We start from the raw sequence: 24,851 nt of genomic DNA, 5'->3' as shown, positions 1-24,851 counted from the left end.
TTTAGCGTCTACTGACAATACCCTCCAATAAAATGTCGACCATGTTCCCTAATGCCTTTTCGAGCGGCAGCTCCTTCCCGTCTTTAACCTCATCATCCATTAGCCGGTGCAGCGCCCCAACGTACATTTGAATGAGCAGCTCCATATCGAACGGGCGATAATCCCCGCTGTCTACCCCCATCTTCGCCAATTGCCGAATCTTATCCCATCCGTGATTAATATGATGATCGACCTCTTTCCATTGCTCCGGGTAACGCAATTTGAGCTCTTGCAGAAGTCTCACATCGATAAATACGCCGCGAGGCAGCAGCACTAGCATTTTTTTAAGCTTTTGTTGAATGGAGAGCGAGCTGTCGCGGTACACTTCCATTTCCGCTTGCTTCATATCTGCTATGGATTGCTCGACGATATAGCCGATGATCTGCTCCTTCGACTCGAAGTACTGATAAACCGTCTTCGTGCTTATGCCAAGCTGGCCGGCAATATCTCGAATGGAAAACTTCAACCCCCGCCGCATCATTTCCGAAAGGGCGGTCTGCGCAATGTTGTCTTTCATCCTTCACATCCGTTCATTTTTATTGTGCGGCTAAGCTAGCCCTCATTAACTTAGGAATAAAAAACAGCGGGTATATAAGCAGGAACACATTCGGAATCCACCAGAACGGGTCAAAATCATGCCGCAGCGCCCAGAACGCTATCGCTTGAAGTCCCGAGCAGAAGGTCAGACTTAACGAAATCATACATAGGGACGACCACGACGCGAGCTTCCTCTTATACATATAAAGACTTAAAAGCCCGGTCCATGAGATGACAAGGTCCAAAGGGATAAAGGACATATTCCACGCTACGAGCAATTCATTGTCGTAATCTTTATAAAGAAATTCCTTAGGAATAAGGTGTAAGCCGACAATGATCCAATACACGATAAACCCGACATCCGTCACCAGCATGAACGACCTAAGTACTTTGCTCACACGTCTCCCCCCTTCAAGAACGCGGAAAACAAGTAAACATTTTTGTTTTCTCTGGTTTCCAGACTACAACAAAAGTTTGATCGCGTCAAGGCAGCTTTGAAAAGACCGCACGCGCTCGCGCATATAACAGCTCGTCATGGGGAAATATGATGTGGAAGAAAATGTTAAAGAGGATGCTTGCTATGAGTAACGATGAGCTTCTGAAAAAAATTAGAGAGCTTTATCAGCAAAATGCTGAAACCAATGCGCAATACATGTCCTTGTGGACGGAAGAAATTTTGTTCTCCTGGAGATGGTGGGTCAGCGTTGTGCTCACCATTGCCCCTTGGGTTATTTGGGCTATTTTCCGCAAAAGAGGCAGTACGCTCCGGCTGCTTTCGATCGGCTTTTTTACGATGTTTCTGACCGCATGGATGGATTTTATCGGCGTCGATCTCGGCTACTGGTACTATCCGGTCGATGCCATTCCTTTCGCGCCTTCCTACATCCCTTATGATTTCTGCCTGTTCCCTGTTCTTATCATGACCTTGCTTCAGTTCAAGCCGCGCATTTCTCCGTATTGGAAAGCAGCTTTTTTCGCTATTTTCAATTCTTTTGTCTCAGAACCTCTGCTAGAATTTTTGGAGTTTTACGAAGAGCTGCGGTGGAGTCCGATGTACTCTCTTCCTATTTATTTTGCGATATACTTGCTCGCGTCATGGTTATACCATCGGAGGAGCTACAATCTATAACGAGGCTTCTAATCTCCCCAAGCATAGCGAAACCCGGCTTCTTTTCGGCCGGGTTTTATCATTCATCTCAAGACCCGCTGCCAGCAGAGCCTGGCTTGAAATCAGGCGGCGCGAGCAGCCAGCCCTTCTCTTGCAGCAATTTCTTCAGCGTAACGGAAAAGGCTAATTTTTTCATTTGAAATTTTGCAAATAAGGCCGCCACATCAGGACGAACCGACTCCGTCAGTCCCCTGCAAGCATAGTTAATCCCAAGCACAATATTGAAGCTTAGCAGATGCGCTACTTCTGCATCGGATAACTTGGCATTGTCCGGAATCGTTCGAAAGTCGCCCACCGCTTTCTCCGGCGTTGGCTTTGGAAGCGGAACCCCCTCCTTATTCAAAAACTCCTGCAGTTCATGAAGAATAGGACGGTGCACGTTGTTAATGACGTCTTCGATTCGATCCCTCAGCTGGGGGTCTTGCACAATATTGAAGGACACCTGCTCCCCGCGCATCGTCTGTTCGGTTGCCGTCAAATAGAACCAAAGATTCATCACTTCTCCGACATTCAGCGGCGGCTTTTTATCATCCATAAACGGATCGATCATGTCTTTCAATATCTCCAAAAAGTTCATTACCAAAGCTCCTTTTTTCGTTAGCTTCATCCTCCGCTTGCTTATTTATGCATAATTGGGTTAATCCCCAAAATATTTGTCAATCAGCTTCTCAGCCGTCCTTGTCGCCAATGCCTGAGTGGTCAAGGTTGGATTGACGCCGCCCAATCCGTTGAAATGTACGCTGTTATCGGCAATGTATAAACGGCTTACCTGAAAAGCTTCGCCGTTTTCGTCGACAACAACCCCCATCCTCATCGTGCTTTCGATATGAATCAATAAGGAAGCCGGCCAATCCGAAAGCTGCACTTTCCTGGCTCCCGCTTTATATAATAGATCTATTGCGATTTTAATAAGCTCTTTACGGTTTCTCCTCGCTTTCCGTCCAGGAACATATCTGATTTTTGGAAGAGACCCATGCTCATCCTTCAGCATAGGGTCGAGCGTAACCCCATTTCGCGAATCAACGTCATCATCCGTCAAAATAGCTATGCTGAGCGTTCTCCGGTAATTGAACATCCACTCCTGAAACTCCGCCCCAACAACCCAGCCTTGTCCGAATGCGGATATTCCGGCGGAGTAAGGGTGCGAGGCATAGCCGGCCTGGCTCAATCCAAAGCTCATAGAGCCGGTTAATCCGGGGCTTAATCCTGTCACCAGTATCGAACCTAGTCCCGGATAGTCTAGCCGCGCTCCCGATGTATGGCCAACAAAAGGCTCCGTACTCGTGCTACCCAGGACGGACATTAAATCTCTTTCGTCAAAAAGTCCCGTGACCCAATCCATATAATGGTTAACCATGCCTTTGCCTACCCACGGATTTTGAGGCAAGCCCGAATTCAGCCAAAGCCGCGGGCTTTCGATACAACCGGCAGCCATGACTACAGCTTCCGCCCGCAGCTCTTCCGTCTCGCCGGTCCACGTATCCCGGAATTGTACCCCGATAGCGGTCAGCCCATCTGCGGCGTGACGATCCGTCATAATCCGGGTGGCGAAAGCATTCGGCCTGATTGTAACATTTCCTGTCTGCAGCGCTAACGGGACGTAGCTGACATTCGTCGAGCGCTTCGCAACCTTATCCATAGAAGGGCCATGCGGACATCCATTGATACAATGACCGGCAAGCGTACATCCTTCCATTCTTGCTAGCTGCTCCAAAGAATAGGCCGGGTTCATTAAGCTTTTATTGGGGGGAAGAATGGCATTCGGCTGAGGGCGATAGCCCGGACTTGTCACATTCAGCGTCTTGATCAGCGGCCATCCCGCTTTTTTTGCGCCGTAGTAAAAAAGCTCTTCTTTCGCCGTCGTCGGGGCAAACTCAACCGGCAGCGTCGCTTCGACCTTCTCATAATAAGGAATCAGCTCGCGATAAGAGATCGGCCATATATGTTCAACAGCCTCGGGGAAAGCGCGGGGCGAGTTGGCCAAATACACCTGCGTCGTCCCTCCAACGCCGGCAACTTGCCATACAAAGCCCCGTTCTGATAAATTCCGAAACCATGGCGGCCGGTTTCTGTCCGCAGGCCCCCACCGCAATCTGCCCGTTATCAAGTCATTCATTTCACCTTCAAACTTTGTATATTGATTTCTGAAGAGCGCGATATCCAGATCCTTAGGACTTGAGCTGCTCCCAGCCGCGCCTCTCCGGCCCGGATCAGGCCACTGTGAATTGCCGTACCACGGGCCCGCTTCGAGGACTACCACCTTTAATCCCTTTTCCCCGAGCTCTTTGGCGACGACCGCCCCCCCGCCGCCGGAACCAATTACAATAACATTGGGATTATTCATAACCGTCGGCTCCTTTTTGATGCGGATATTTTAATAGGAATCCCCGAAGACCCCGGTACCCGAACGAAGGCCCCGGATACCCGCTCATCCGCCAGCCCGGCGGAAAGCATTCCACCCTCTGTTCTTCCGGCGGCAAGCAGCGGGTCCTTCCGTAGCCGAACCACTCCGAATAATAACCAAACATCGTTAATTGGTGTAACGATTCCATCATCGTTTGGATCAATCCGGGGTTGTTTTGATAAGGAAACGGCAGGGCATGAATAGGGATGGCAAGCTGGTTTATTAAAGCAATGGCCTTCAGCCTATTGATTCGCGATAGCGCGGAAAACGTTCCTCCTTCAGGATAAAGCATGCGGCTCACCGGATCGGTCATGGCGCCTATATGAACAAGCTCTTCCGCACCGGCATCCAGCATCACGGCTGTCGACATGGATAAGCTCATTAAAGGCTCGACAGGCATGCCGACGGGAATAAATTGCGAATGGTCGAGCTGCCGGATCACATACTTATGTACCCCCAGCTGAGCCGCCCCCACTATCTGAATGGAGCCGCCGCTTCCTTGAAAGACAGGGGGTATGACCGCGTCGACGGCCGCTTGAAAGGTTGCCTGCACATATCCGCTCGCCGTTCTTTTAACGCTTATTGAACGCAAGATACCGATCCCCCTTCATCTTCAAGCCGTTCCAACATCCTTTCCTCATTTTATAGATTTCAGGCAGCAATCATGTCTTTCATCGAAGAAAAAGGAGGCAAAGGCAAATTGGTCTTCTGATTAACGAAAGCACTTTGTCTCCAATCAGTTCACAAAAAAACCGACCGGATCCGGTCGGTTTTTCATGTTTAGCAGCGGCAAATCGCGGAAAGCGCCGGTTTTACTCCTTCACGGCGCCCAGCATAATGCCCGATACGAAGTATTTTTGCAAGAAAGGATACACGATCAACATCGGCACCATCGCAATAAACACTTTAGCCGAATTCAGCGTCCGGTTAGACAGCTCCGACAGCTTCTTATATTGCTCGGGGGTGAGATTGGTTCCGACCGGAATGTTGACGACAAGCTGCTGGATATAGGTTTGAAGCGGATAATTGGCGGAAGTGTTCATTAACACTAACCCGTTAAAGAACTCGTTCCAATGGTACACGCTGAGGAACAGCGCCACTGCGGCCAGTACGGGAATGGAGCATGGGATGTACACCCGAAACAGGATGGACCAAGGGCCGGCGCCGTCTACGACAGCCGCTTCATTCAGCTCCTTCGGCAAATTGCGGAAGAAGTTCATGATGAGAATCACGTCGAAAATCGGCACTCCGCCGCCGAGCACTAACGCCCATATCGTATCGATCAAATTATAGTTTTGAATGGTGAGATACCACGGGATCAATCCCCCGTTAAACAGCATGCAGAAGACCAGGATCCACATGAACGTATTGCGCAGCTTGAAGTCTCTCTTCGGCCTTGCCAGCGGGTAAGCCATTAATACGATCATCAGCAAGGAAAATCCAGTGCCGAGCACGGTGCGCTGGATGGAAATCCAGAACGCGTTAAAGAATAGGCTGTCGCCGAGAATTTCCTTATACGCCGCTAAGGAGAAGCCGATCGGGTAAAGCGTAACCAAGCCTGCGTTAGCGGCCGATTTATCGGAGATCGATACACAGAAGGTGTACCAAAGCGGGTATAGGCAGCTAATCAGCAGAAGGCCGAGGATGACGATATTGGCGATTTCGAACGTCCGTGAGCCGAGCGTAGTATTTCTGACCAATGCGGCGCCCTCCCTCAGAATACCGTGTAATCGGCGTAACGATACGCCAGACGGTAGGATATGAATATGAGCACAAAGCTGACGACCGACTTGAACAGACCGGCAGCCGTGGCGAGCGAGTATTGCAGATTTTGCAAGCCCAGCCGGTACACCCATGTATCCAAAATATCTCCGGTCGAATACACGAGCGGGTTATACAGGTTATACACTTGTTCGAAGCCGGCGTTCAGCACGTTGCCTAGACTTAAGACGCCCAGCAGCACAACCGTAGTCGACAGCGCTGGCAGCGTGACGTGCCGGATCAGCTGCCAGCGATTGGCTCCGTCAATGGCGGCGGCCTCATACAGATTGAGATTAATGCCCGTTAACGCCGCGAGATAAATAATCGCGCCAAAGCCGAACTCCTTCCACACATCCGTGCCAATGATCAGCTGCCGGAATATCCCCGCATCCGCCATAAACAATTTAGGCTCGAAGCCGAACATGCCAATCACCGTATTGACAACGCCGTAATAGCCGAAGATTCCGATGACAATCGTGGACATAATGACCCATGACAGAAAGTGCGGCAGGTAGACCACGGTTTGCACCAGTTTTTTGTAGCGCAAGCTGCGAAGCTCGTTCAGCAGAATGGCGAAAACGAGCGGCACGAGCAAATTAAGCACAATTTTACCGATCGCGATGATAAAGGTATTAACGATAACCGTCTTGCTGTCATTCAGCTGAAACATATATTTGAAATTCTCGAGCCCTACCCATTCGGATTTGAACAGTCCCGCTCCCGGATTGAAATTCTGAAATGCCATCAGAATTCCTACCATAGGCACAATACTGAACATCACAAGCCAGACCATACCCGGCAGCAGCATCAAGTAATAGTGTTTCTGATGGCCCAATTTTCTCATTACGGCTAACCTCCCGTCTTCCACTAGGTCAGTAAAGCTTTCGGAAGGCGTGGCTGCCTTCCGAAAGCTTATGCATGGTTACTTCTTCAAGAGCTCCGCGACCTCCGCCGTGATCTCGTCTCCGCCCTGCGCCTTCCAGTCCTTCACGAACTTGTCGAAGGTATCGATGGACGCTTGGCCCAGGATGATTTTCATCACGGTCTCATCCTCCATCTTCTTCAGGTTGGCCCATTTCGTTTCCATTGTCGGGGTCTGGTTGTACGTCACGCTATAGACCTTCTTATCGATCGGAATCGTTGCGAACGGACGATCCCCGATCATGATAGAGTACAAGCGCTGGAAGTCGCCGAAGTTCGTCATGTTGAAGTTGCCGACACCTAGATCATCGTACGGAGGCTTAATGACGTCCTTCACCTTTTTCGCGTCCGCATACATCAGCTTGTACAAGCTGTTCGGCTTATTGTAATCCTCCGGGTCGGTCTCGCCTTTCAGTACCTTCAGAAGCTCGGCATACTCGTATTCCGTCTCATTGGCCGCGGCCATGACGTTGCGAAGCGGATACCATCCTACGGCAACCGACAAATCAAAGGTCGCTTCATCGCGCACAAGGGCGTTATTCATGATAAGGATGGCCTTCACGACGTCCGGCTTCGCGTTTTTGCTGATCAGCGTGTAGGTGCTGCCCGTCGTCTTCATATGCACATTCCACTTGTTGTCGTCGGAATAGACCGGGTAAGCCTGCCAGTTCGCAGTCGGGTCGTTTTTGAAGGAGTCCCCGTTGCCGTAGCCGCCGTTCCACCATGGACCGAAGAAGATCCCGGCTTGATTGGCATTGATCGGATCTCCTACGTTGTCGCGTGTCCCCACCTCGGGATCAATAAGCCCTTTTTTGTACCAGTCGGCCAGCAAAGCCAATGTCTTCTTGGTATTTTCCGTCGTCGTTCCGTACGATACCGTTCCGTCGCCATTGTCAAGCCAGTAGCCCGGATACGCATCGTTTGCGCCAAAAATCGGATCAAAGCCCCCCATATTGTTGGAGGAAACGAGGAATGTGGCATAAGGGAACGTATTTTTGGAAGGACCGGCAATGCCGATTGTTTTGTCCCCGCCCATCTTGTTATCGATAAACGCTTTCGCCGTCTTCTCGATATCCGCCAGCGTCTTCGGCACCGGCAGATTCAGCTTGTCGAGCCAGTCCTTGCGGATCCACATAATATGAACGCCGTCGGTGTCCACCGTAATGTTCGGAAGCGAAACCATTCGGCCGTTGTAGCTGGCGTTCTCCATCGCCCGGCCCTCGGTGCTTGCCATAATGTCCCTTACCTGCGAGGACTGATACTGCTCGAACAGATCGGTAATATCATACAGCAGTCCCGCGCTGGCGGCTTTGGTCATGAAGGAGCGGTCGTCGACGACCATGCCGTCAGGCAGCTTGCCCGATGCGATCGTCAGGCTGACCTTCTGCTTGAAGTCGTTGCCGGTGGCGGCGGTCCAATCTACAATCACGTTAATGTTGTACTTTTCCTTCAAGTAACGCGTGTATTGGTTGTTGCTTACGCTGTCGCCTTCCGGCAGCGTTTTGTCCGTCGGATCCACGACCATGCCGATATGCACGTCGACAGGCTCCGGAAATTTGTAGAAGGCCAGGTCATCCCCCGAAAGTGTAGATTCTGGCGAGCTCGAATCCGGGGGTGAAGACGCTTTCAAATCATTCGATGAATCATTGGCGTTCGTACAAGCGGTTAAGCTTAGACCGAGCATTGCGACGGAAAGCAGCATTGCCATTTTCCTTTTCATCAAATCCCTCCCCTAATGAATGATGAACAATTGTTGCCTCGTAAGCGCTTGCATCACTTCCTGCCTTTTTATTGTACATTGGAAGCTGAGAAAAAAAGTCAGACGGATGTGCTGTGTTTTGAGGGCAGATATGGGGCTGGGTAGATATTTGTTCGATAAGCAGCTGTCATTCGTCCCCCCGGTGAAATTGGGCCCGGAATTCAGAGGGCAGGAGACGGGTCTGTTCATAGAAGAGCTGGGAGAAATATTTGGAATCGTTGTAGCCTACGGCATGAGCTACCCATGCGATCGACTGATTCGTTTCGCACAGCAGCCTTTCGGCGGCTCTTATCCGCTCTTGCCTTAAGTGGTCGTTAAACGTCGAGCCCGTCAGCTTCTTAAAGCATTGGCAGAAATAACTTCGGCTCATATGCACATGGTCGGCGACATCCTCGGCATGCAGCGGCTTCGACGCGTGCTCGCGGATGAACAAGACGGCCTTCAGGATGCTGGTTGTCGTATTGGTGAAATCGGTGGAGGCCGCAACCTGCGCATAAATGCGTTCCCTGTAATCGCGAAGCCATTCAACTGCCTCGCGTACGCCGCTAACATCTGAGCGAAGCTCGGCAGGAAGCGGAATAACGGCTTCGATTTGCGACAGGACGCGCATGAACAGCCCTTCCAGACGGCGAATTGAAACATGGGCTTCTACGGTCTGCTTGCACAAACGCTGAAAGACGGATTCGTTATAGAGCCAGTAGAGCAAGCGCCATTCCCGCTCCAGCCTTTGCCACTCCCCTTCTTCCTGCGAGCCGGCATTCTGCCCTGCTGCAGGCTCGGAAATCGTTAACGTTGGAGGCGCCGCTGGGCGTCCCGTCACTTCTGATATTCCTGTCATTTGCTGCTGAATTCTTTTTAAGATTTGCTCATCGTCCTCGGACTCCAGACGCACCTTCGATATATAATCGAGCACTCCCATGCGGTAAGCGGTTTGCACATTCTCGAATTCTTCGTGAAAAGATAAAATAACGGCTCGCAGGTCCGGAAATCGCTGCCTCGTCACTTGCAGCAGCTCCATTCCCGACATAACGGGCATCGAAAGATCGACGAACATGAGATCCACCTCATGCTTTTCCATAAACTCCAGCGCCTTCGCGCCGTTCGCCGCCTCCCCGACAACCGTCATCCCGTGATTGGACCATGGCATGATCGAAATCAAGCCTTTGCGGGCAAGCTTGTCGTCATCAACAATTAATACACGGATCAAATCGCTCTCTCCTTTCTAGGATGGAGAATAGGAAGAGTTAACGTAACCGTTGTGCCTTGATTCGGGGTGCTTTCTATACCCATATGGGCCTTCTGGCCATAAAATGATTCCAGCATGGACCTTACGTAACGAAGCCCGATCCCCCAGCCTGTCTGCTGCTGATCCGGCGTGTCGCGCTGCAGCAGAGCAAGCGTCTCCCGGCTAAGCCCCTTGCCGTCATCGCGGATCACGATGCGCACCATCTGCGCCGTTTCATCGGGATACATACGGATGTCCAGCTTGCCGTTATCATCTAGGCCATGACAAACGGCATTTTCCACGATGGGCTGCAGGATAAATCTCGCGACAGGGCTGTCGAGATAGCCGCCTTCCGCAATATCCAGCGTCACCTCGAAATCATGCCGCATCTGCTGGAGCTCCAAATAGGTCCGCATAACCTCTACTTCCGACCGAAAGGTCGCTTTGCCTTCCGATTTTCCCAAGTTGTAGCTCAGCAAATAAATTAACGAGGACACAAACTTCTCAATCTCCGCCTGCTTATGCATAACCGCCAGCCATCGAACCGAATTGAGCGTATTCATCAGAAAATGCGGGTTGATCTGATAAGCAAGCTTCTCGATCTCCAGCTGATGCCGGCGCTTTTCCTTCTGCTCCACATCCATAATGAGCTGCTGAATTTGCCGCTTCATGATGGTGAACTGGCCGAATATCCGGTCAAATTCGTCGATCCCCGTATGATATTGCCTCGCGCCCATGTACCCTTTGCCGAACGTCCTCATCTCCTTCTCGATCAACTGAAAGGGTCTGTTAATGAGCCTTCTCAATAGCAGCGTGAACATAAACATCATCAGGAGGGCAATCGCCAGAATCCAATACATATGATTTTTCCACGTATAGAGCTCGTGATTGTAGTAGGCGACGGGAAGAAGCAGCGTGAGGCCATAGCCGTAATCGCCTGTCATCCGGTTCCATACATAATCGCCCGTCATCCCCGATTCCCCGCTCAGCGCGAGGCGTTCGCCGGCCTCGAAAGCGGAAGCGTTGCTGCTGTAGGTGACCCTGCCCGCCGTATCGGAGAATAGAAGCGTATAGGGCATATTCAAGCTTTCGGTAAGCGAGTTCATTTCGAAGGTGATATCCGATTTGGCTTCCACATAAACGACTAGCTCCGTTCCATCCGAGAAGGTAACCTCCCGCGTCACCGACACAACCAGATCATCGCTGAATCGGCATAACGACTTATGCGGGGAGTGGTATTTGAGCTCCCCGCTACCCGCAACCGCCGGCAGCGATTGCAGCGTGAAGTCGCCGCGCAGCGGCAAATTCGAATACGGGGCTTTCCCGCTTGCGGGGTCATAATACATCACCAGCTCCAGAGCCGGATTCGAGAACGTAATCAATCCGATATTGTAGGAAATGTCGAGGGAAAGAAGACGCTGGCTGTACGTATCCTCGGTTGAGATATACGTCTCCATCAGGTTGCCCACCGTGCCTTCCGGAGTCATCTGCTGGGTGACCTGAAGCAGGTTATTGTACATCTGATTCAGCTTTGATGTTTGCTGGTACAGATCAAAAGCCATAGAGGTTTGAATTTTATCGCGCTGCATCGTGTAGATCGCATTGTAGGATACTGTCGCCATCAATACGGCGCATCCTACAAAGCCAATGGTCAAAAACACCATAATTCGTTTGCGGAGAGAGGAGAAAACAAAACGGTTACGCAGCATGGACAGGAGAGTTATCTTCCTATGAGCATTTCCCGGAGACTTTACAGTTCGATTCCCGTGCACCTCCACCACCTCACAACAAGTATGGAACACAATATTCGCTGTCCGGCAGGTTTATCCTTCCTTGCGTGCGAGCGAAAACCTGCGATTCAACTATCTCGCGGCGTTAATATCAAACCTCTTCCCGGCGCAGCCCCGGCGATCTTCTGCGTGTATGCCCTTCCGGCAGGCCGAACAACTTCGGAGACAAATTCGACCTTCGAGCTTTCAAGAAACCCCCAATATTTTACATTGATGAACCATTTCCACTAGAAGCTCGACTCCAATCTAAATGATGATCAGCGTACCCATAACGATTCACAACGCATACGCCTCAGAATAGGAGAAACCGACCTGAACCGGTCGGTTTTTTTGCTTTGTTTTGCGAGGGCGGTTAGAGAATGGCTGCACGACGGCACTGGTAACCGTTGGTATACCAAATATTATCCCTTTGGATAATAGGCAGGAAGCGGCTGAGCCAATAAAATTATGGTTGTATCAAATTGGAAGGGGTTGGAATCGTTTCTATTAGCAGTAAGTATGGTCGAATACAACATTTCAGGAGGAATACAATCATGAACTATTGGCAGTCCCATTTTCGAAACAAAGTGTTGGCTTTAGTGATGACCGGCTGTTTTATCTTTTCCGGATTCGCTTTTGGGTTCGGCGAGACCAAGCCGCAAGGTATTGAGATTAAGGAGTTTAGTTTGCTGGATACGGCTTCCGACATCGTAGGCTCCGATTACTTTGAACCGGAGGGCTATAAGGACGGACATTTCAAGCTGAAGCTAAGTCTTGAGCAGAAGACCGTTATAAATGCCATCGTACTGCGGACGACGGATGCTTACGGGAAGGACAACGCTCATGGAATATGGCGAACGAACCGCGTTACCGCAGGTTGGCTGCTTGGCATCGTGCAGGAGAAGACGGTCAAAACGGCAACGGGCGAAACGACGGATCGTGTCATTATTAACCCTGGTTTCCGAAAGGACGTCAAGGAACCGGTCGGCGAGTTCGAAGGCGACTTAACATTCGATCTGTATGCCAGCAACAATGGACACAATGGTTCCATTAATGAGTCCCAATATTTTGTGCTTGAAATTGAGACGCCGCAAGGCACGGTCTCATCCGAGCCTATCAAATATAAGGAGCCGATGACCGCGAAGGATCCATCCCCTCCTAGCAGCTCAAAGCCAGACCCTGCTCCTAGCTCAAAACCAGTCCCAACGCCTAGCTCGAGCCCATCAACTCCCCCTGCTGCAGAAGCCCAAAAGATTCACGTTTTCTTTAAGGGGAAGGAGCTGCAATTTGACGGCACGCAGCCCATTATTAAAAATGGAACGACGCTGGTTCCGTTCCGTAAGCTGTTTGAAACATTGGGGTTCAAGGTGGACTGGATCGAGACCAAAACGTATCGCCAGGCGATCGGCACGAAAAGCAGCCTTACGATTAAGTTAACGATCGACAGCAAAACCGCGAAAGTAAACGATAAGGATGTCGCACTTAGCGTACCGGCACAAATCATTTCCGGCAAAACCATGGTTCCTCTGCGCTTCATATCGGAGAATAGCGGATATCAAGTATCATATTCCCGCACGGGCAACATCACCACGATTGAAATCAACAATCCGGGTACGGGCACGGATCAAGAGCCGTCTGCTCCTGAACCGACAACGCCGGACCTCACCGTTGAGCCTTATGTTGTGAAAGGTTATCTTCTTGACGCTGAAGGCAATCCTATTGCGGGCGCATCGGTTTATGCGGACAATACCTTGCAATATGACAGCAATATTTTAGGCACTACCGACGATTCAGGATATTACCGCTTGGAGCTTCCTCCTATCGCAACGACATGGCGTATGGGCGCGCATTTCAGCAAAACCATTGAGGGTAAAACCTTTACCTACGATATTTATGCGGATGGCGACCAGCCTTTTGCCGGCAATTCCGGAGCGATTCGCAATTTCACCTGGGTGAACGGGGATGGTTATATCTTTGTTTATCCTGACTTTTACTCGTTTGGCGACGATCTACCCGAATTTGACATCAACGATGTAGAAATTACGCTTACGCCTATTCAAAACGGAAAAGCCGGCAAACCGATCACGAAACGGGTGGGACAGGTGAATGACGGCAATGGCATAGACCAGCTGCCGATCGCCCGTTATAAGGCGACGGTAAGATGGCTGCCGGAAGGACATGATCCTATTCCTATGCTAGTTCGACTCAACAACAAAGGCGAGTATGCGGAATCGGTCGAATTTACTTTCGGAGACTCCGTATCGGGGGCAAATACTCTAGACTTTAAGCAGGAGCTTGAAATAAGCGCGCCGTAGCACGCGGGACGCCCCTATTCTCCTAGACTTCTTGAAGTTCAAATCAAACCCCAGACAAAGCAAGACCCGACCTGAACCGGTCGGGTTTTCATGTTTAGCGGAAATCTTGATCTAGCTGCTTGGATGCGAAATCAGCGAGGAGCCGCTACGTCGAGCGGTTTTATATAGCTTAAAAACTAGACAGATCAGGATCAAATTTACGAATACCGAAGCCCATCCGGCTACATTCGACCAACCGAAGGATGACGGCTGCTCGGTCCAAACAACCGTATCCGTATGCTCAATCAGCATAAATGCTCCCATATTCCAGCCCCAATGAAGGGCAATACTATGCCATAATGTTTTGGATCTTATACATACAATGGAAAACAAGAAGCCCGACGCTGCAAGGTGAAATAAATACGGTGAAGTCACAAGCGATTCCCATTTGGGGAGATGAAACAAGATGAAGAGAACCAAGGATCCGGCCACTGCTGTAGCTGCCGAATATTTGCGCAATAAATTCGAAAGCACAAATCCCCGGAAAATGACCTCCTCCGTCAATGCAATATAGAACGTCATCAGGATGCATTCCGCTATGGCAGCCCCGACCTGCATGAATGGCGGCATGCCTATAAACTGAATCCCGCCAAGTCCAAGCCGTATCGCAAAAACCGCCCCATACGATACCAAACCCAACAAAAAGAGATAAATAATGGTTCGCTTTCGCCAACCCTTCAGTTCAACATATACTTCGGATAGCCCTCGCCTATTAGCCCATTTAACGAGCAAAAGAATGATACTTGCGGCAATAAATGCGCCGCCCCACCAGATCCACGTAAATTCCCCTTCTCTGGCGAACAATCGTTCACCAATCCAAGGAGACATTTGCAGCAAGCATAACACTAGGAAAATCAAAGTCCTCAATTCAAATGTCCAACTCTCGTTATGGAATCAATCGGTTTATTATATACCGAATCTTATGGAGTCACAATCCATAATAGCTGTATGATAAACGCAAAAACCCGACCTGATCCGGTCGGGTTCTTCATGTTTAGCGGCAGCGAGGGGAGTTGGTCCCCTGTCCGATGAAATCGCTGCTTAGGCTTCTAAGAGCGTGGCAGGTATAGAGGTCATCGTGAACCGCTTACTGAGGCGCCTCTTTTGGATCCTGCAATACCTTGTCCGTCACTTTCGCTTTTTGCTGGTTTTTTCTGAAACGCTTTACCTGCTGATCCGACGACATTAAGATGGGCAGACTTCTCTGACTGCTGACCATGGGCGACTTGCATAGCGAGCATACGGGAACTTCTTTGAACGAGAAATCTTCTCTCATCCAGCTAGCGCAGCCTGTATTCGTACAGGACCAAATCACGGTCATTTCTTCAGGCAGATTTTCCAGCGGTTTATTCCAAGAATGCAATGGACCTTCCTCCTCGAATGAATGTCGCCTGGTGCGCGTCATTTCTTAAAATAAAATCCCCAAACACCAAGTTTGGGGATTTGGGAACTTCTCTTACAGTTTTACGACATTCTCAGCTTGCTGCCCGCGGTTACCCTGAACAACGTTAAACTCTACTCGTTGGCCTTCGTCCAACGATTTAAAGCCGTCGCCGACGATCGCGCTGAAATGTACGAATACATCCCCGCCGCCTTCAACCTCGATAAAACCAAAGCCTTTTTCCGCGTTAAACCATTTAACTGTTCCTGTTTGCATAAAGAAACACCTCCAAATTTTACATGACCTTTCTTATTCGGCTACAAATAAAAAATTCACATATTGCACAAGGTTAATATAACGAATCAAAACATTAACCCTCTGCAATATGTGAATTCAGGTCAAAATTCCAATATGTTTATAATAGCACGTTTCTCCCTGAATAGCAATTCTTACAGCATCAGAGTAAACCAACTTTATTTTTCCATACGAATGTTCCGGCCTGATCCAGCCGCCCGTCACGCTTGCGCAATGGCCAATAGCCCGATTCCAATACAAAGACATAACGGAGAATACAAAATCGTATCCCACTGCGCGAACAACGTCCCTTTCCGTTTTTTGAAAAAACCGATCCACCTAAAATCTCCAATCGCTCTTAGGATAAAAACAGCGGATAAACCCCATCGTCCGTACGTAAGCAGCCATTTCGGAAAAACAAGCTGCTCCACCGCTCCTCCGAATTCCAGCACAAACCATGCCGCCATTAGCAATAGCCCCGCCACAACACCTGTCGCAAGCTTCGAAGGCCGAAACAACTTCGTCGAACCGTCGCTTGGGACCGCCGCTTGAGTCCCCCTTCTTCCGCCCGCCACCCAATACCAATGAACGGCACTCAGAAATAACAATATTCCGCCTATAGCCCAATTAAGCACAATGATCATCGCACTTCCTCCTTATAGGCCGAGTAACTGCATTCGTAATTGTTCGATATGAAGACGCAGCTCTTCCTCGCCAATCCGTTGGTTTTTATGCCGCTCATACCATCCCAAATAATAATGATAGAGGATGAAGGACTTGGACTCAGCAGTCTCAGATGACATTCCGGCTCTTACAAAAAGCTCTTTTGCGTAATTCATCCTCGTTCGCTCGATCGTAGCCAGTTCGGTTTGGAAGGACTGCGATTCCTCGCTCCATTTTCGCAAATAAAATAAGAAGTCGCCTTTCCGCGTCGCGGAAAACATGTGCTTCAGCATGGTCGTTATTCTCTCCACCACATTCTCAGGTGCGGAGGAGGAGCGTATCACATCTTCCGTCGCGATCTCGCTCCAACGTTCGACGATACGCGCGATAAAATCGCTCCGGTCTTCGAAATACCAATAGAAGCTGCTTTTGCTGCACCCCAGCTCCTTTGACATTTGATCGATAATCAACCCTCTTTCTCCGCTATGGGCGAATTTCTCTATCCCTTTCCGGATCCAATCCTCTTTGGTTGCGATTACCTTCGGCATCCTCTCACCTCTTTTTCTGTACGATATCGTCTATAAAAATAACTATACCCTCTGAATGCGAAGAAAAATATATCTGTACGTTATCGTACACAAAAAATACATAAAGGCCGCCTCCTCCCTGGGAGCATGACGGCCTCACTTTAAATAGCAAAAACCCGACCTGATCCGGTCGGGTTTTTCATGTTTGGTGGAGGCGAGGGGGATTTGAACCCCTGTCTGTCCGAAGACCACGCCACACGGCTTTCTACGGGTGTAGTCACGAATTAGATGTCATCACACGGACCGGCTGCTTTAGCCTAGGATTTAACCTCATGACTGAAATCGATGGAACAGGCTCTTGAATAGCGGCTGCTTGAACAATGACTTCACAATGAGATACCCAATTACTGCACCTAATGTGTTCGCCAACAAGTCATTAATGTCTGTGCTTCTTCCGTTCCCTAAGGTAACCCGAATCAGCAACTGCAACAACTCGATAGAAAGACTCATCATAAACCCGAATTTTGCCGCCGTCTTCGCGGAAGCAGCCGTCTTCATACGGAGAAAGGGAACATACATTCCTAAGGGGATTAGCATAATGACGTTTAAGACGAACGTCTTTACATCGATCGTCAAGATTGGAATCCAATTCACCGTCTTATACCAAGGAGTCTGATTCGCATAAAGTCCTATATTCACGTCGATCGGGAAAAATACGAAGTGAATCACTCCGCATAGATATATTAGCAACGAGACCAGCATCACGAATTGAAGTGTCTTTTCCTTCCTTCCATGACGTTTCATCCAAAAAAATAATCCCAACAGCCCGATTATAAATATGGGACCAATTACATACCAAGACGGGATCGTAAACATCAACGCCGTCGACTCGTTCATATGATTTTCCTCCTGTACAACTTTCTTTGTACACGAGTATAACGGGTAGAAGTAACTATTTTATAAAGAGGACCTTAAGAAAACCTGAAGGTATATCCGCAATGAACAAACGGGCGTAAACGCAAAGAAACACCTGTACGGTGCCGTTTCACTAGGAACACAACAACTATTTCGTTTGGACGCCCTATAAAGATAAAAAGCCGCCATCAGGCGGTGGAAGAGTACTTGCATCGGTTCGTTTGGCGATGATTTCGTCGAGCTTTAATGATGCGGTAAGAGAGCTTAATAAGATTCGGCACGGAAAATACTTTTTCAATTAAATAGGAGAACGCTGAACGGTTTCCTCGTTTCGTATTGCATGCCATACAAGCAGCGAGTAAGTTTTGGGGAAGATCTGAGCCGCCTTTGCTTGAGGGGACAATATGATCTACCGTCGTTGCGGGACGTCCGCACCACAAACAAGTGTATTTGTCTCGTTTTAATGCAGTTTTTCGATAGTCACGAAATGAAAATGGGTTGTAAAGTAATTGGATTGTCTGCTCGTCGATCCAGACGGCACGAGCTCGGTTAACTTCCCGCCAAGCCCGGTCAAGCACGCATGGGGTTAGTTTCTGACCATCCACATTGAGCACTGTTATCATATTCAATCGCCTCCCGAGGCCTAATTTAGACATAACCACAGAAAAATAGATTATTAAATACGTGGTTATGTAAGTTGGGGACGATACGTTTAATCTGCAATTTCACTCTTAAGATGGCAAAAACCCGCTCTGGGAGCGGGTTTTCAGTATGGAGGCGAGGGGATTTGAACTCTCGTCTCCATCTTTTTAATTAATGTTATCGAGTTACTGATTAACCCAAAAAACCTTACTTCATACGGGTTCTCAGCAATCTATTTGTTATCCAGTATTAAATGATTTTAGCCATATTTATCTCTTTTTAGAGCTCTTGTCGATCATTGTCTACTCAAAACAGAGGGGAGTTTCCGACTAAAAACGCATTATTTCATTAGATCTCATCCTATTTTGGGCTTAGATTTACTACTTAGCTCGAATGGATTAAGATATCAATTACATTTTTTTAGAAGAGACTTCCTTAAATCTGCCGTTGTAACGACATATCCACCAGAGCTCTTTTCACTACAATGCTAATTTAGTCATTTCCATAATCATAATCGTAATCAGGTTCCTCTTCGGTAGTTTTTGTAAAAACAATATCTTTAATTACAATTTCCACTTCTTCATAACCAATTAACTTCAAATCACAATACCTACAATGTACTTCTGTAGTGTCATAATAATAAGTATATACCGCATGCCAAGGGTTATCTTCGCTTTCTCCCTCGCAAACTTTGTCATTAAATTCCCCGTATGCTAATGCAACATTATTACACGCTGGACAAGGTATCAATTCTTTATTGTCATCTACGTCATAAATAATATGGGGTTGGTCAAATTTATATTTTTCTCTATAATTATTTCGGCAAGCATCCACCCTTGATTCAACAATGGTTTTAAGAGTAGCCGAATGATCAGTAATAATTTTCAAAGCTCGTATTGCTTCATCACTGCCTATCCACTCGTCTAAATTTTTTCCTTGAAACTGAAGAAGAATCACACAGATTTCCCAAAAATGAGGTAGTATTAAATCTAATCTAAGTCCATCAAAAGGTAACAATCCTGAGTGCAGTTCTGCATTCCTTTTGTTTGCTAACGACATGCAAAAATCCTTTTTCTTATGATCGAATTTTGGAATCGAAAGATTTACATGTAGTCGTTCGAAAACTGTTTTTGCTTGAATCGTTTTGAAGTCGTCATGATTTTTATAGCCACAGGCAACTAATAATCCCTTAGGGTCGTTTGGATCAACCACTAATGAAGGGTGAATGAAAGCCAATGTTGCTTTACCTAATAGTTCTAAAGATAAACTCGCCCATAGCAAAAATTCTGACATGTCGGATTCATTTCTCTTAGTAATTCCTTTATTAATAAAAAGCTTAGATTTATTGTATAGATCCATGTATTCAATTCCCAAAGCTATCTCTCCCTAATCGAAATTCTGAGCAGTAACCTATCGGTATCTGTCATTTTACTATTACCTCTACCGTGTAGAAGCCTCCAGTTATCAATGATCAAAAGATCTCCGCAGTTCCATTTCACTTCATTGAGATCTCTCGGACATATTAAATTATCGATTTTAGTTAATAGTTCCGTTCCAACTGACGACGTTGCTTCCATGCAACCTTTATCTAATCTAAAATAGTATTTACTTTGATAGCAATTATATATGGTTGTTAAAAAACTATACCTTCCATTAATAACCTTAAATAACACGTTGGCCAAATCAAAACGAAGTTCTTTATCGTAATTGAAAAGTTTTTTTGCATCATACAGATACGTTGGTCTATCTCCAGAACCTGGATTGATTGAATATAGTAATATGTATCTGACAGGTATTTTAAAGTAAGCTGTATCAGTATGAAGTGGAAAGCTATTTAACCCGTAATTTCCACTCAGCGAATTTTTATGTGCATCTTTCTTTTCTGTAGGCGAGAGGTGATCAATAACTTTCGCCCCTCTCCTTGTTTCAACAGGTATACCAATTTGTTTAGATATTGCTATCAGGTCTTCTTCAATCAAACCAGGTATATTTAGTTTAATATAGCCTATCTCTTCAAGTTTTTTTAATGGAATTCCGACCATAGTCACACTCCAATACCAATTCGTTGAATCAGCACATGTTCTAAATCTCCGTACCCTGTTATAACAAGTTTTGTTTCTACCTTTAAAGTTTTCTGATTCATCGCTTCAAAATTGACAAGAATCATTTTCGATCCTTTAGGTTTTCAAGGTCTTGATTCACCTTCTTCCGAAGGTGCGGCCTCCAATATTCCACTTTGTATTTCGTGAATAACCTGACTCTTTGTTCCAGCCATTATAACTAAACTTTCGATTATTTGTACTATTTCTTCACTAATGGTTTCGATTGGCATATTCTCAGCAATCACTTTACTATGCTCAGTCTCTTTATACCTTTTGGCTGTACCGCTCCCCGCATCTATCGCTGACTTCGTTGCCTCTTTTAATGCACTTTTTGGATCCGATAAGTATCGGGCATCATCTATATATTCTCTTGGAAGCCTTAGAACAGAAGCTACAGTATCAATACAGTAATAGTTTTCAAGTTCACCTTTTTGAAGAAGTACAAAACAATCTTGCTTTAATCTTGGTATTTTTTCTTTTAAGATTCTTATTCTCTCTGCACTGTTGGATTCGCCGTGGCTGTCATTATCAAGGATTATCATAAACGGTACATTAAAATCATTTAAAATTGAAACATTAGCGAAGTAGTCCATATTGTGACACCCATCCATTGAAATGAAGTGTATTCCTTGTCGTTTCGAATCGTACCCCAATTTAGTTGCCCATCGCTCAAAGGCATACTTATCTGACAATCCCTCGACTAAGCAACATACTTTACCTGTTAACAATTCACTCAATTTAACTCGTTCTCCGAGTTGATCCTTTATGTCCTCATGCGGAATGTGCTGTCTTGAAATTGTCTTCCCCTGTTCTCTTACTAACAAAACCACATCATCCATGTCAGACTCATCTATAAAAAGGGTTGAATGGGTTGTAAGAATAATCTGGTTGTTTTGATTAGCCAAATCTCTTAGTGAGTAAAAAAGATCTTTCTGTGCTGATAAATGTAAGAATGCCTCGGGCTCCTCAAAGAAGTATAGAGTGGGTTTTATTAATTGACCTCCTCCACTCTCCTGTCGCATTTCAGGACTATCTGTTCTATTCATCAGCTTCTCAATTTCATTGTTAATATCACTTTGTGCCCGAATTATTGCTACAAGAACAGCTCGTTGCAAGCCACTTCCTCGTTGATTTAGTGGGGTTCTTACTCCTTGACTATCCTCGACTTGCATGGTGAAAGAAAACCCCTTACTTATATCGAGAGGGTCAATTTCTTGACTTAATCCTTCGGCTAATGGAAGCTGTTCTTTTAGCTTCCCTTCAACAATCCTTAGAAACTGATTATTTATTGTTTCGACTTTAGAACTTATCGTGTGTAAAGCCGAAACACTTTCTGGATCAGTTTTCAACCAATTACGTATTCCGACTCTGAACATTTTACCGAATAATGAAGACTCGCTTGACATTTTTTGTTCCGACTCATGATCTTGTGTTGCGGGGATTATTATCAGCTCAGGCAGATGTTCCTGAATTATATTCCATCCCCCATCTAACCAATCCTCACTTGGAGTTGCCGCAATTTTTTCACTTACCATTCTTCTTAGATTATTAACTCCTTCAGAATTTGGTTTTCTTAAAGGCACTTCAATGCCGAATGATCTTGCCAGACTTTTAACTACGCTATACTTTTGTAACTCCTGCTCATCAGGGAGCGGCATGGAAGTAAAAACCTTCTTTTCAGATATGACTCTTTCATTAAATTTTTTATGTATTTGCTTCACTTTGATCAAACCATCGTGCTTTAAATGATCTAAGCCATCATATTCAAAATGAATTTCAATTTCGATCGGACTACCTTCATTACCTTTTTGAAAGTCTTCTTTTCCTATTTTCGATTTTTCGAAAAACGCACATAAAGCTTGTAGCACTGAGGATTTACCCACGTCATTTTGACCGACTATAGACAAGAGGTTTTTAGACATGTTCGCTTTAAATTCACTAATACCTCGATAATTTTTGATAAATAGATAACGAATATTCATGATAGCCCCCCTTAATCAACTTACCATTATTCGACAGAAAAACAGAAAAATCCTTTATGAAAACTCTCCTGCCGATCTTATTTGATTTTGAGGATATTTCTTTGATAAATTCCATTTGGATCGCATCGCATCTAAGTCAGCTTAGCATTCCAATTATGTTTCTCCTTGTCCATATAAGCTTCGCATAATGATCATTCATTATCAGAGGCAGTATTGAAAATATAAAAGAGCGTCTGCATATATCCTATTGAATAATAATTGAAAGCTATTATATCAATTATATTAATTGTTTACTTATTCGCATTCTCTCACTTCGCTCTCACACTGTTATTATTATTAGTATGAATAAATGACCCTTATAATCGAAAACCCCCGATGTATCAAGGGGTTTCGACGATTAAAAGTACATGAATAGATGATCCTTAATAATTCAAATTGTAAGTTGAGTGCTTAATACCTTCTTTTTCTTCTGTCCTCTTGGTAATAAACCCTTTTCGTTGCAGGCTGTCAGTCATTTTGGAAATCGAACTCTGACCCTTCTTCCCAATCTTATCTGCAAGATATTTCTGGCTTGTCCAGCATTCCTTTTCACCAACAATTTTGCTCAAAAAGCTATAGAGCTTAATTTCCCCGTCTGTTAATGCATTCAACATCAATCTCACCACAGCATTTTCCAACAAGGTGAATCCCTTTATAGAATTGAAATACGGATTCAGATAATATACATAATCCTCGCCTTTTCTTCTGCATGCCCTGCGTTTGCTAACAAAATTCAATGCCACTAAATGTTTCATGTTACGCTTGAAGGTACTGACTGAAATCAGTGCATATTTTTGTATCTCCGCTTTATTAAAAGTCTTGACCCCATCGAGACTCTCAGCAAGTTTCATTGCCAGGTAAATCCGAACTGCACCATCGGGTAGAATGGAGAACTCATCCAAAAAAGTGTTAGAGATGATAATTTTATTCTTTTTTGTATATTCGTCGAACTCCAAATACCCATATGCTTCCCTAAGCTCTTCCGTATACTTCCCGAATTTACCTTTAAAGCCCTTTGCATAAATTCGATCAACTTCAGAAAGAACATACTGTTCAGAGAGACTTGACGAGCATCTTTCACCCCACAAAACCATAATTTCTTTGATTGTCTGAATGTTTAGGCCAAGGCTATTCCGCAGAAACGGAATCAAGAACATCATGACTTTATTCCGTAGCCCTTCTTGGCTTCCAGCCAACATTTTTTGAATTCCGAGTGGGAGCCTTTCAAAATTAAGCATACTATATACAGCTTTCAATGCTTCAACTTTAATCTCCTTGACCTCTTCAATTTCCCGTTTGATTTTTTCTTTTTTTGCTCTCTTCTTCGTACTTGTCAGTGGTAGGGTAGAAATTGTTTTCAGATCGATCTCAGTTAACGGCTCGATTGGCTTGATTACATCAGGCAAGCTGTTTAGCTTTTCAAAAACCTCAGTGACATGATACCGCTTCTCTGTCCAAGAAACATCCGTAGTAGCAACAATTTGAGGTGTCGCCGAATGATAATATTTGCTTTCGGGATCAAGAGCCTTGCAATTGAAGCTGAAGGGCATTCTGAGTACCCGTGCAGGGTCTTGTACTGCCTCATCGACCTTGAATCCCTTTGCCAGCATCAGAGTAGTAAATTTCTTGTATATATCCTTGTCTGTAACCCTATGACTTAGCAAAATAAAACTTTGGAAACCATGCCCTGAAAAAATATCGATTGTTTCAATATCCAACTCCAATATCCGTTGTTTTTGAGCCTGAAATTCCTCTGCCGAAATACCATCGAAGTCCATCGGCAAAATGCTTGTGAATAGAGCATTCTCGTTGTTAATCTTTCCTTTTTCATACTTCTTTCCATCCTTTTTAAATACATCCATGCTATGATCAAATGCAAATCCAGAAAAATACAAGTCTACTCCTTTACCATTTAATTTCAGGAGAAACTCCTTTAGTTTAGCAGTATCCTTCTCGCTAAAATGCCACGTTCCATAACTTCTCAAAAACTCTTTTAGATCTGGATCCCGTTTGATTGGTCGAAGCTCAACTCGGCCTTCATTCCAATGTGCGTCCCCCAACTGCGGATGTATAGCCTTCAAAAAACAAACTTGTTTCTCAACTTGCTTGTCAATCTGTCCTTCATTAAAGACAGGCACATGATTAAAAACCTTCTTTTCTTTCATTAAAAATAGCCCCCTTTGCGGGAGGCTTCAATTAACCCTATTCCTCTCTTCAAGTCATATGCTAAACCTAAAACCGCCTCAAGCAAGCGGTCGATTATATTTTTTAGCTCACAATAGTATAATTGCTACATATGGATGAGGAGAGGTTTTGTGAACACAAACTTGGCGGGGCGTGTTGAAGCCTCTCTTTTTTTATTTTTGTTG

Annotated in this window: 23 protein-coding genes and 1 pseudogene; 2 read left to right on the top strand and 22 right to left on the bottom strand. The window is 46.1% G+C overall.

Annotated features, from left to right (window positions below; translation table 11 throughout):
• Position 1: 1 nt before the first annotated feature.
• A complete protein-coding gene (locus tag D3P08_RS00325; protein ID WP_119597449.1) occupies positions 2-556 on the bottom strand; it encodes a TetR/AcrR family transcriptional regulator in 555 nt (184 codons plus the stop codon).
• Positions 557-575: 19 nt separating this feature from the next.
• Positions 576-950: a DUF5360 family protein gene (locus D3P08_RS00320; protein WP_206098910.1), complete on the bottom strand. Its 375-nt coding sequence runs from the start codon at positions 948-950 to the stop codon at positions 576-578.
• Positions 951-1,156: 206 nt separating this feature from the next.
• Here D3P08_RS00320 and D3P08_RS00315 point away from each other — a divergent pair, with 206 nt between their 5' ends.
• A complete protein-coding gene (locus D3P08_RS00315) occupies positions 1,157-1,705 on the top strand; it encodes a CBO0543 family protein (protein ID WP_119597447.1) in 549 nt (182 codons plus the stop codon).
• A gap of 67 nt (positions 1,706-1,772) precedes the next feature.
• Here D3P08_RS00315 and D3P08_RS00310 read toward each other — a convergent pair whose 3' ends face one another.
• The 9 genes and pseudogenes from D3P08_RS00310 to D3P08_RS28120 all read right to left on the bottom strand — a co-directional run.
• Positions 1,773-2,321, bottom strand: coding sequence for a DUF3231 family protein (locus tag D3P08_RS00310; protein ID WP_119597963.1), 549 nt, complete (start codon positions 2,319-2,321; stop codon positions 1,773-1,775).
• Positions 2,322-2,381: 60 nt separating this feature from the next.
• Positions 2,382-4,088 (bottom strand): GMC family oxidoreductase N-terminal domain-containing protein, encoded by a 1,707-nt coding sequence (locus D3P08_RS00305; RefSeq protein ID WP_119597446.1) that lies wholly within the window; start codon positions 4,086-4,088, stop codon positions 2,382-2,384.
• Positions 4,081-4,740 carry a hypothetical protein gene (locus D3P08_RS00300; RefSeq protein ID WP_240647168.1) on the bottom strand — a complete coding sequence of 220 codons (660 nt, stop codon included), beginning with the start codon at positions 4,738-4,740 and terminating at the stop codon, positions 4,081-4,083. Before D3P08_RS00300 ends, D3P08_RS00305 begins: the two co-directional genes overlap by 8 nt.
• A 220-nt stretch (positions 4,741-4,960) precedes the next feature.
• On the bottom strand, positions 4,961-5,848 hold the full coding sequence (locus D3P08_RS00295; RefSeq protein ID WP_119597444.1) for a carbohydrate ABC transporter permease: 888 nt from the start codon (positions 5,846-5,848) through the stop codon (positions 4,961-4,963).
• Positions 5,849-5,862: 14 nt separating this feature from the next.
• The gene (locus tag D3P08_RS00290; protein WP_119597443.1) at positions 5,863-6,753 is read right to left on the bottom strand and encodes an ABC transporter permease; all 891 of its coding nucleotides are present in this window, start codon (positions 6,751-6,753) and stop codon (positions 5,863-5,865) included.
• Positions 6,754-6,831: 78 nt separating this feature from the next.
• Positions 6,832-8,550, bottom strand: coding sequence for an extracellular solute-binding protein (locus D3P08_RS00285; RefSeq protein ID WP_119597442.1), 1,719 nt, complete (start codon positions 8,548-8,550; stop codon positions 6,832-6,834).
• Between the two features lie 166 nt (positions 8,551-8,716).
• On the bottom strand, positions 8,717-9,796 hold the full coding sequence (locus D3P08_RS00280; RefSeq protein ID WP_119597441.1) for a response regulator: 1,080 nt from the start codon (positions 9,794-9,796) through the stop codon (positions 8,717-8,719).
• The gene (locus D3P08_RS00275; RefSeq protein ID WP_162848307.1) at positions 9,793-11,436 is read right to left on the bottom strand and encodes a sensor histidine kinase; all 1,644 of its coding nucleotides are present in this window, start codon (positions 11,434-11,436) and stop codon (positions 9,793-9,795) included. Before D3P08_RS00275 ends, D3P08_RS00280 begins: the two co-directional genes overlap by 4 nt.
• A 262-nt stretch (positions 11,437-11,698) precedes the next feature.
• Positions 11,699-11,806, bottom strand: a pseudogene (locus D3P08_RS28120) (helix-turn-helix transcriptional regulator); the annotation flags it as partial.
• Between the two features lie 331 nt (positions 11,807-12,137).
• Here D3P08_RS28120 and D3P08_RS00270 point away from each other — a divergent pair.
• Positions 12,138-13,898 (top strand): stalk domain-containing protein, encoded by a 1,761-nt coding sequence (locus D3P08_RS00270; protein WP_240647166.1) that lies wholly within the window; start codon positions 12,138-12,140, stop codon positions 13,896-13,898.
• Positions 13,899-14,009: 111 nt separating this feature from the next.
• Here D3P08_RS00270 and D3P08_RS00265 read toward each other — a convergent pair whose 3' ends face one another.
• The 11 genes from D3P08_RS00265 to D3P08_RS00215 form a co-directional block, all read right to left on the bottom strand.
• Positions 14,010-14,741 carry a CPBP family intramembrane glutamic endopeptidase gene (locus D3P08_RS00265; protein WP_162848306.1) on the bottom strand — a complete coding sequence of 244 codons (732 nt, stop codon included), beginning with the start codon at positions 14,739-14,741 and terminating at the stop codon, positions 14,010-14,012.
• 283 nt (positions 14,742-15,024) lie between these two features.
• Complete coding sequence (locus D3P08_RS00260; protein ID WP_240647163.1) at positions 15,025-15,300, bottom strand: cold-shock protein; 276 nt, start codon at positions 15,298-15,300, stop codon at positions 15,025-15,027.
• Positions 15,301-15,393: 93 nt separating this feature from the next.
• The gene (locus D3P08_RS00255) at positions 15,394-15,594 is read right to left on the bottom strand and encodes a cold-shock protein (protein WP_119597437.1); all 201 of its coding nucleotides are present in this window, start codon (positions 15,592-15,594) and stop codon (positions 15,394-15,396) included.
• A 239-nt stretch (positions 15,595-15,833) separates the two neighbouring features.
• Entirely contained in the window at positions 15,834-16,256 is a 423-nt protein-coding gene (locus D3P08_RS00250; protein WP_119597436.1) for a DUF3995 domain-containing protein, read from the bottom strand.
• Positions 16,257-16,268: 12 nt separating this feature from the next.
• Complete coding sequence (locus tag D3P08_RS00245) at positions 16,269-16,823, bottom strand: TetR/AcrR family transcriptional regulator (RefSeq protein ID WP_119597435.1); 555 nt, start codon at positions 16,821-16,823, stop codon at positions 16,269-16,271.
• A 309-nt stretch (positions 16,824-17,132) separates the two neighbouring features.
• Complete coding sequence (locus D3P08_RS00240) at positions 17,133-17,699, bottom strand: VanZ family protein (RefSeq protein ID WP_119597434.1); 567 nt, start codon at positions 17,697-17,699, stop codon at positions 17,133-17,135.
• Positions 17,700-17,905: 206 nt separating this feature from the next.
• Positions 17,906-18,340, bottom strand: coding sequence for an HNH endonuclease (locus tag D3P08_RS00235; RefSeq protein ID WP_119597433.1), 435 nt, complete (start codon positions 18,338-18,340; stop codon positions 17,906-17,908).
• 511 nt (positions 18,341-18,851) lie between these two features.
• Positions 18,852-19,733 carry a hypothetical protein gene (locus D3P08_RS00230; RefSeq protein WP_119597432.1) on the bottom strand — a complete coding sequence of 294 codons (882 nt, stop codon included), beginning with the start codon at positions 19,731-19,733 and terminating at the stop codon, positions 18,852-18,854.
• Positions 19,734-19,735: 2 nt separating this feature from the next.
• Positions 19,736-20,401 carry a TauD/TfdA family dioxygenase gene (locus D3P08_RS00225; RefSeq protein ID WP_119597431.1) on the bottom strand — a complete coding sequence of 222 codons (666 nt, stop codon included), beginning with the start codon at positions 20,399-20,401 and terminating at the stop codon, positions 19,736-19,738.
• Between the two features lie 143 nt (positions 20,402-20,544).
• Positions 20,545-22,443, bottom strand: coding sequence for an ATP-dependent nuclease (locus D3P08_RS00220; protein WP_119597430.1), 1,899 nt, complete (start codon positions 22,441-22,443; stop codon positions 20,545-20,547).
• Positions 22,444-22,865: 422 nt separating this feature from the next.
• A complete protein-coding gene (locus tag D3P08_RS00215; protein WP_119597429.1) occupies positions 22,866-24,647 on the bottom strand; it encodes a helix-turn-helix domain-containing protein in 1,782 nt (593 codons plus the stop codon).
• Between the last annotated feature and the right edge of the window lie 204 nt (positions 24,648-24,851).

Source organism: Paenibacillus nanensis (genome assembly GCF_003583765.1).
In the GTDB taxonomy this organism is placed as follows: domain Bacteria; phylum Bacillota; class Bacilli; order Paenibacillales; family Paenibacillaceae; genus Pristimantibacillus; species Pristimantibacillus nanensis.
This window is presented reverse-complemented; position numbering and strand designations above follow the sequence as displayed.

Excerpts from the sequence above, each read along its gene's own strand:
- D3P08_RS00235 (WP_119597433.1), bottom strand. The coding sequence starts at position 18,340 with ATGATAACAGTGCTCAATGTGGATGGTCAGAAACTAACCCCATGCGTG.
- D3P08_RS00305 (WP_119597446.1), bottom strand. The coding sequence starts at position 4,088 with ATGAATAATCCCAATGTTATTGTAATTGGTTCCGGCGGCGGGGGGGCG.
- D3P08_RS00320 (WP_206098910.1), bottom strand. The coding sequence starts at position 950 with ATGCTGGTGACGGATGTCGGGTTTATCGTGTATTGGATCATTGTCGGC.
- D3P08_RS00255 (WP_119597437.1), bottom strand. The coding sequence starts at position 15,594 with ATGCAAACAGGAACAGTTAAATGGTTTAACGCGGAAAAAGGCTTTGGT.
- D3P08_RS00220 (WP_119597430.1), bottom strand. The coding sequence starts at position 22,443 with ATGAATATTCGTTATCTATTTATCAAAAATTATCGAGGTATTAGTGAA.
- D3P08_RS00275 (WP_162848307.1), bottom strand. The coding sequence starts at position 11,436 with ATGGCGACAGTATCCTACAATGCGATCTACACGATGCAGCGCGATAAA.
- D3P08_RS00215 (WP_119597429.1), bottom strand. The coding sequence starts at position 24,647 with ATGAAAGAAAAGAAGGTTTTTAATCATGTGCCTGTCTTTAATGAAGGA.
- D3P08_RS00245 (WP_119597435.1), bottom strand. The coding sequence starts at position 16,823 with ATGCCGAAGGTAATCGCAACCAAAGAGGATTGGATCCGGAAAGGGATA.
- D3P08_RS00270 (WP_240647166.1), top strand. The coding sequence starts at position 12,138 with ATGAACTATTGGCAGTCCCATTTTCGAAACAAAGTGTTGGCTTTAGTG.
- D3P08_RS00285 (WP_119597442.1), bottom strand. The coding sequence starts at position 8,550 with ATGAAAAGGAAAATGGCAATGCTGCTTTCCGTCGCAATGCTCGGTCTA.
- D3P08_RS00240 (WP_119597434.1), bottom strand. The coding sequence starts at position 17,699 with ATGAACGAGTCGACGGCGTTGATGTTTACGATCCCGTCTTGGTATGTA.
- D3P08_RS00325 (WP_119597449.1), bottom strand. The coding sequence starts at position 556 with ATGAAAGACAACATTGCGCAGACCGCCCTTTCGGAAATGATGCGGCGG.
- D3P08_RS00225 (WP_119597431.1), bottom strand. The coding sequence starts at position 20,401 with ATGGTCGGAATTCCATTAAAAAAACTTGAAGAGATAGGCTATATTAAA.
- D3P08_RS00250 (WP_119597436.1), bottom strand. The coding sequence starts at position 16,256 with ATGATCATTGTGCTTAATTGGGCTATAGGCGGAATATTGTTATTTCTG.
- D3P08_RS00290 (WP_119597443.1), bottom strand. The coding sequence starts at position 6,753 with ATGAGAAAATTGGGCCATCAGAAACACTATTACTTGATGCTGCTGCCG.
- D3P08_RS00310 (WP_119597963.1), bottom strand. The coding sequence starts at position 2,321 with ATGAACTTTTTGGAGATATTGAAAGACATGATCGATCCGTTTATGGAT.
- D3P08_RS00315 (WP_119597447.1), top strand. The coding sequence starts at position 1,157 with ATGAGTAACGATGAGCTTCTGAAAAAAATTAGAGAGCTTTATCAGCAA.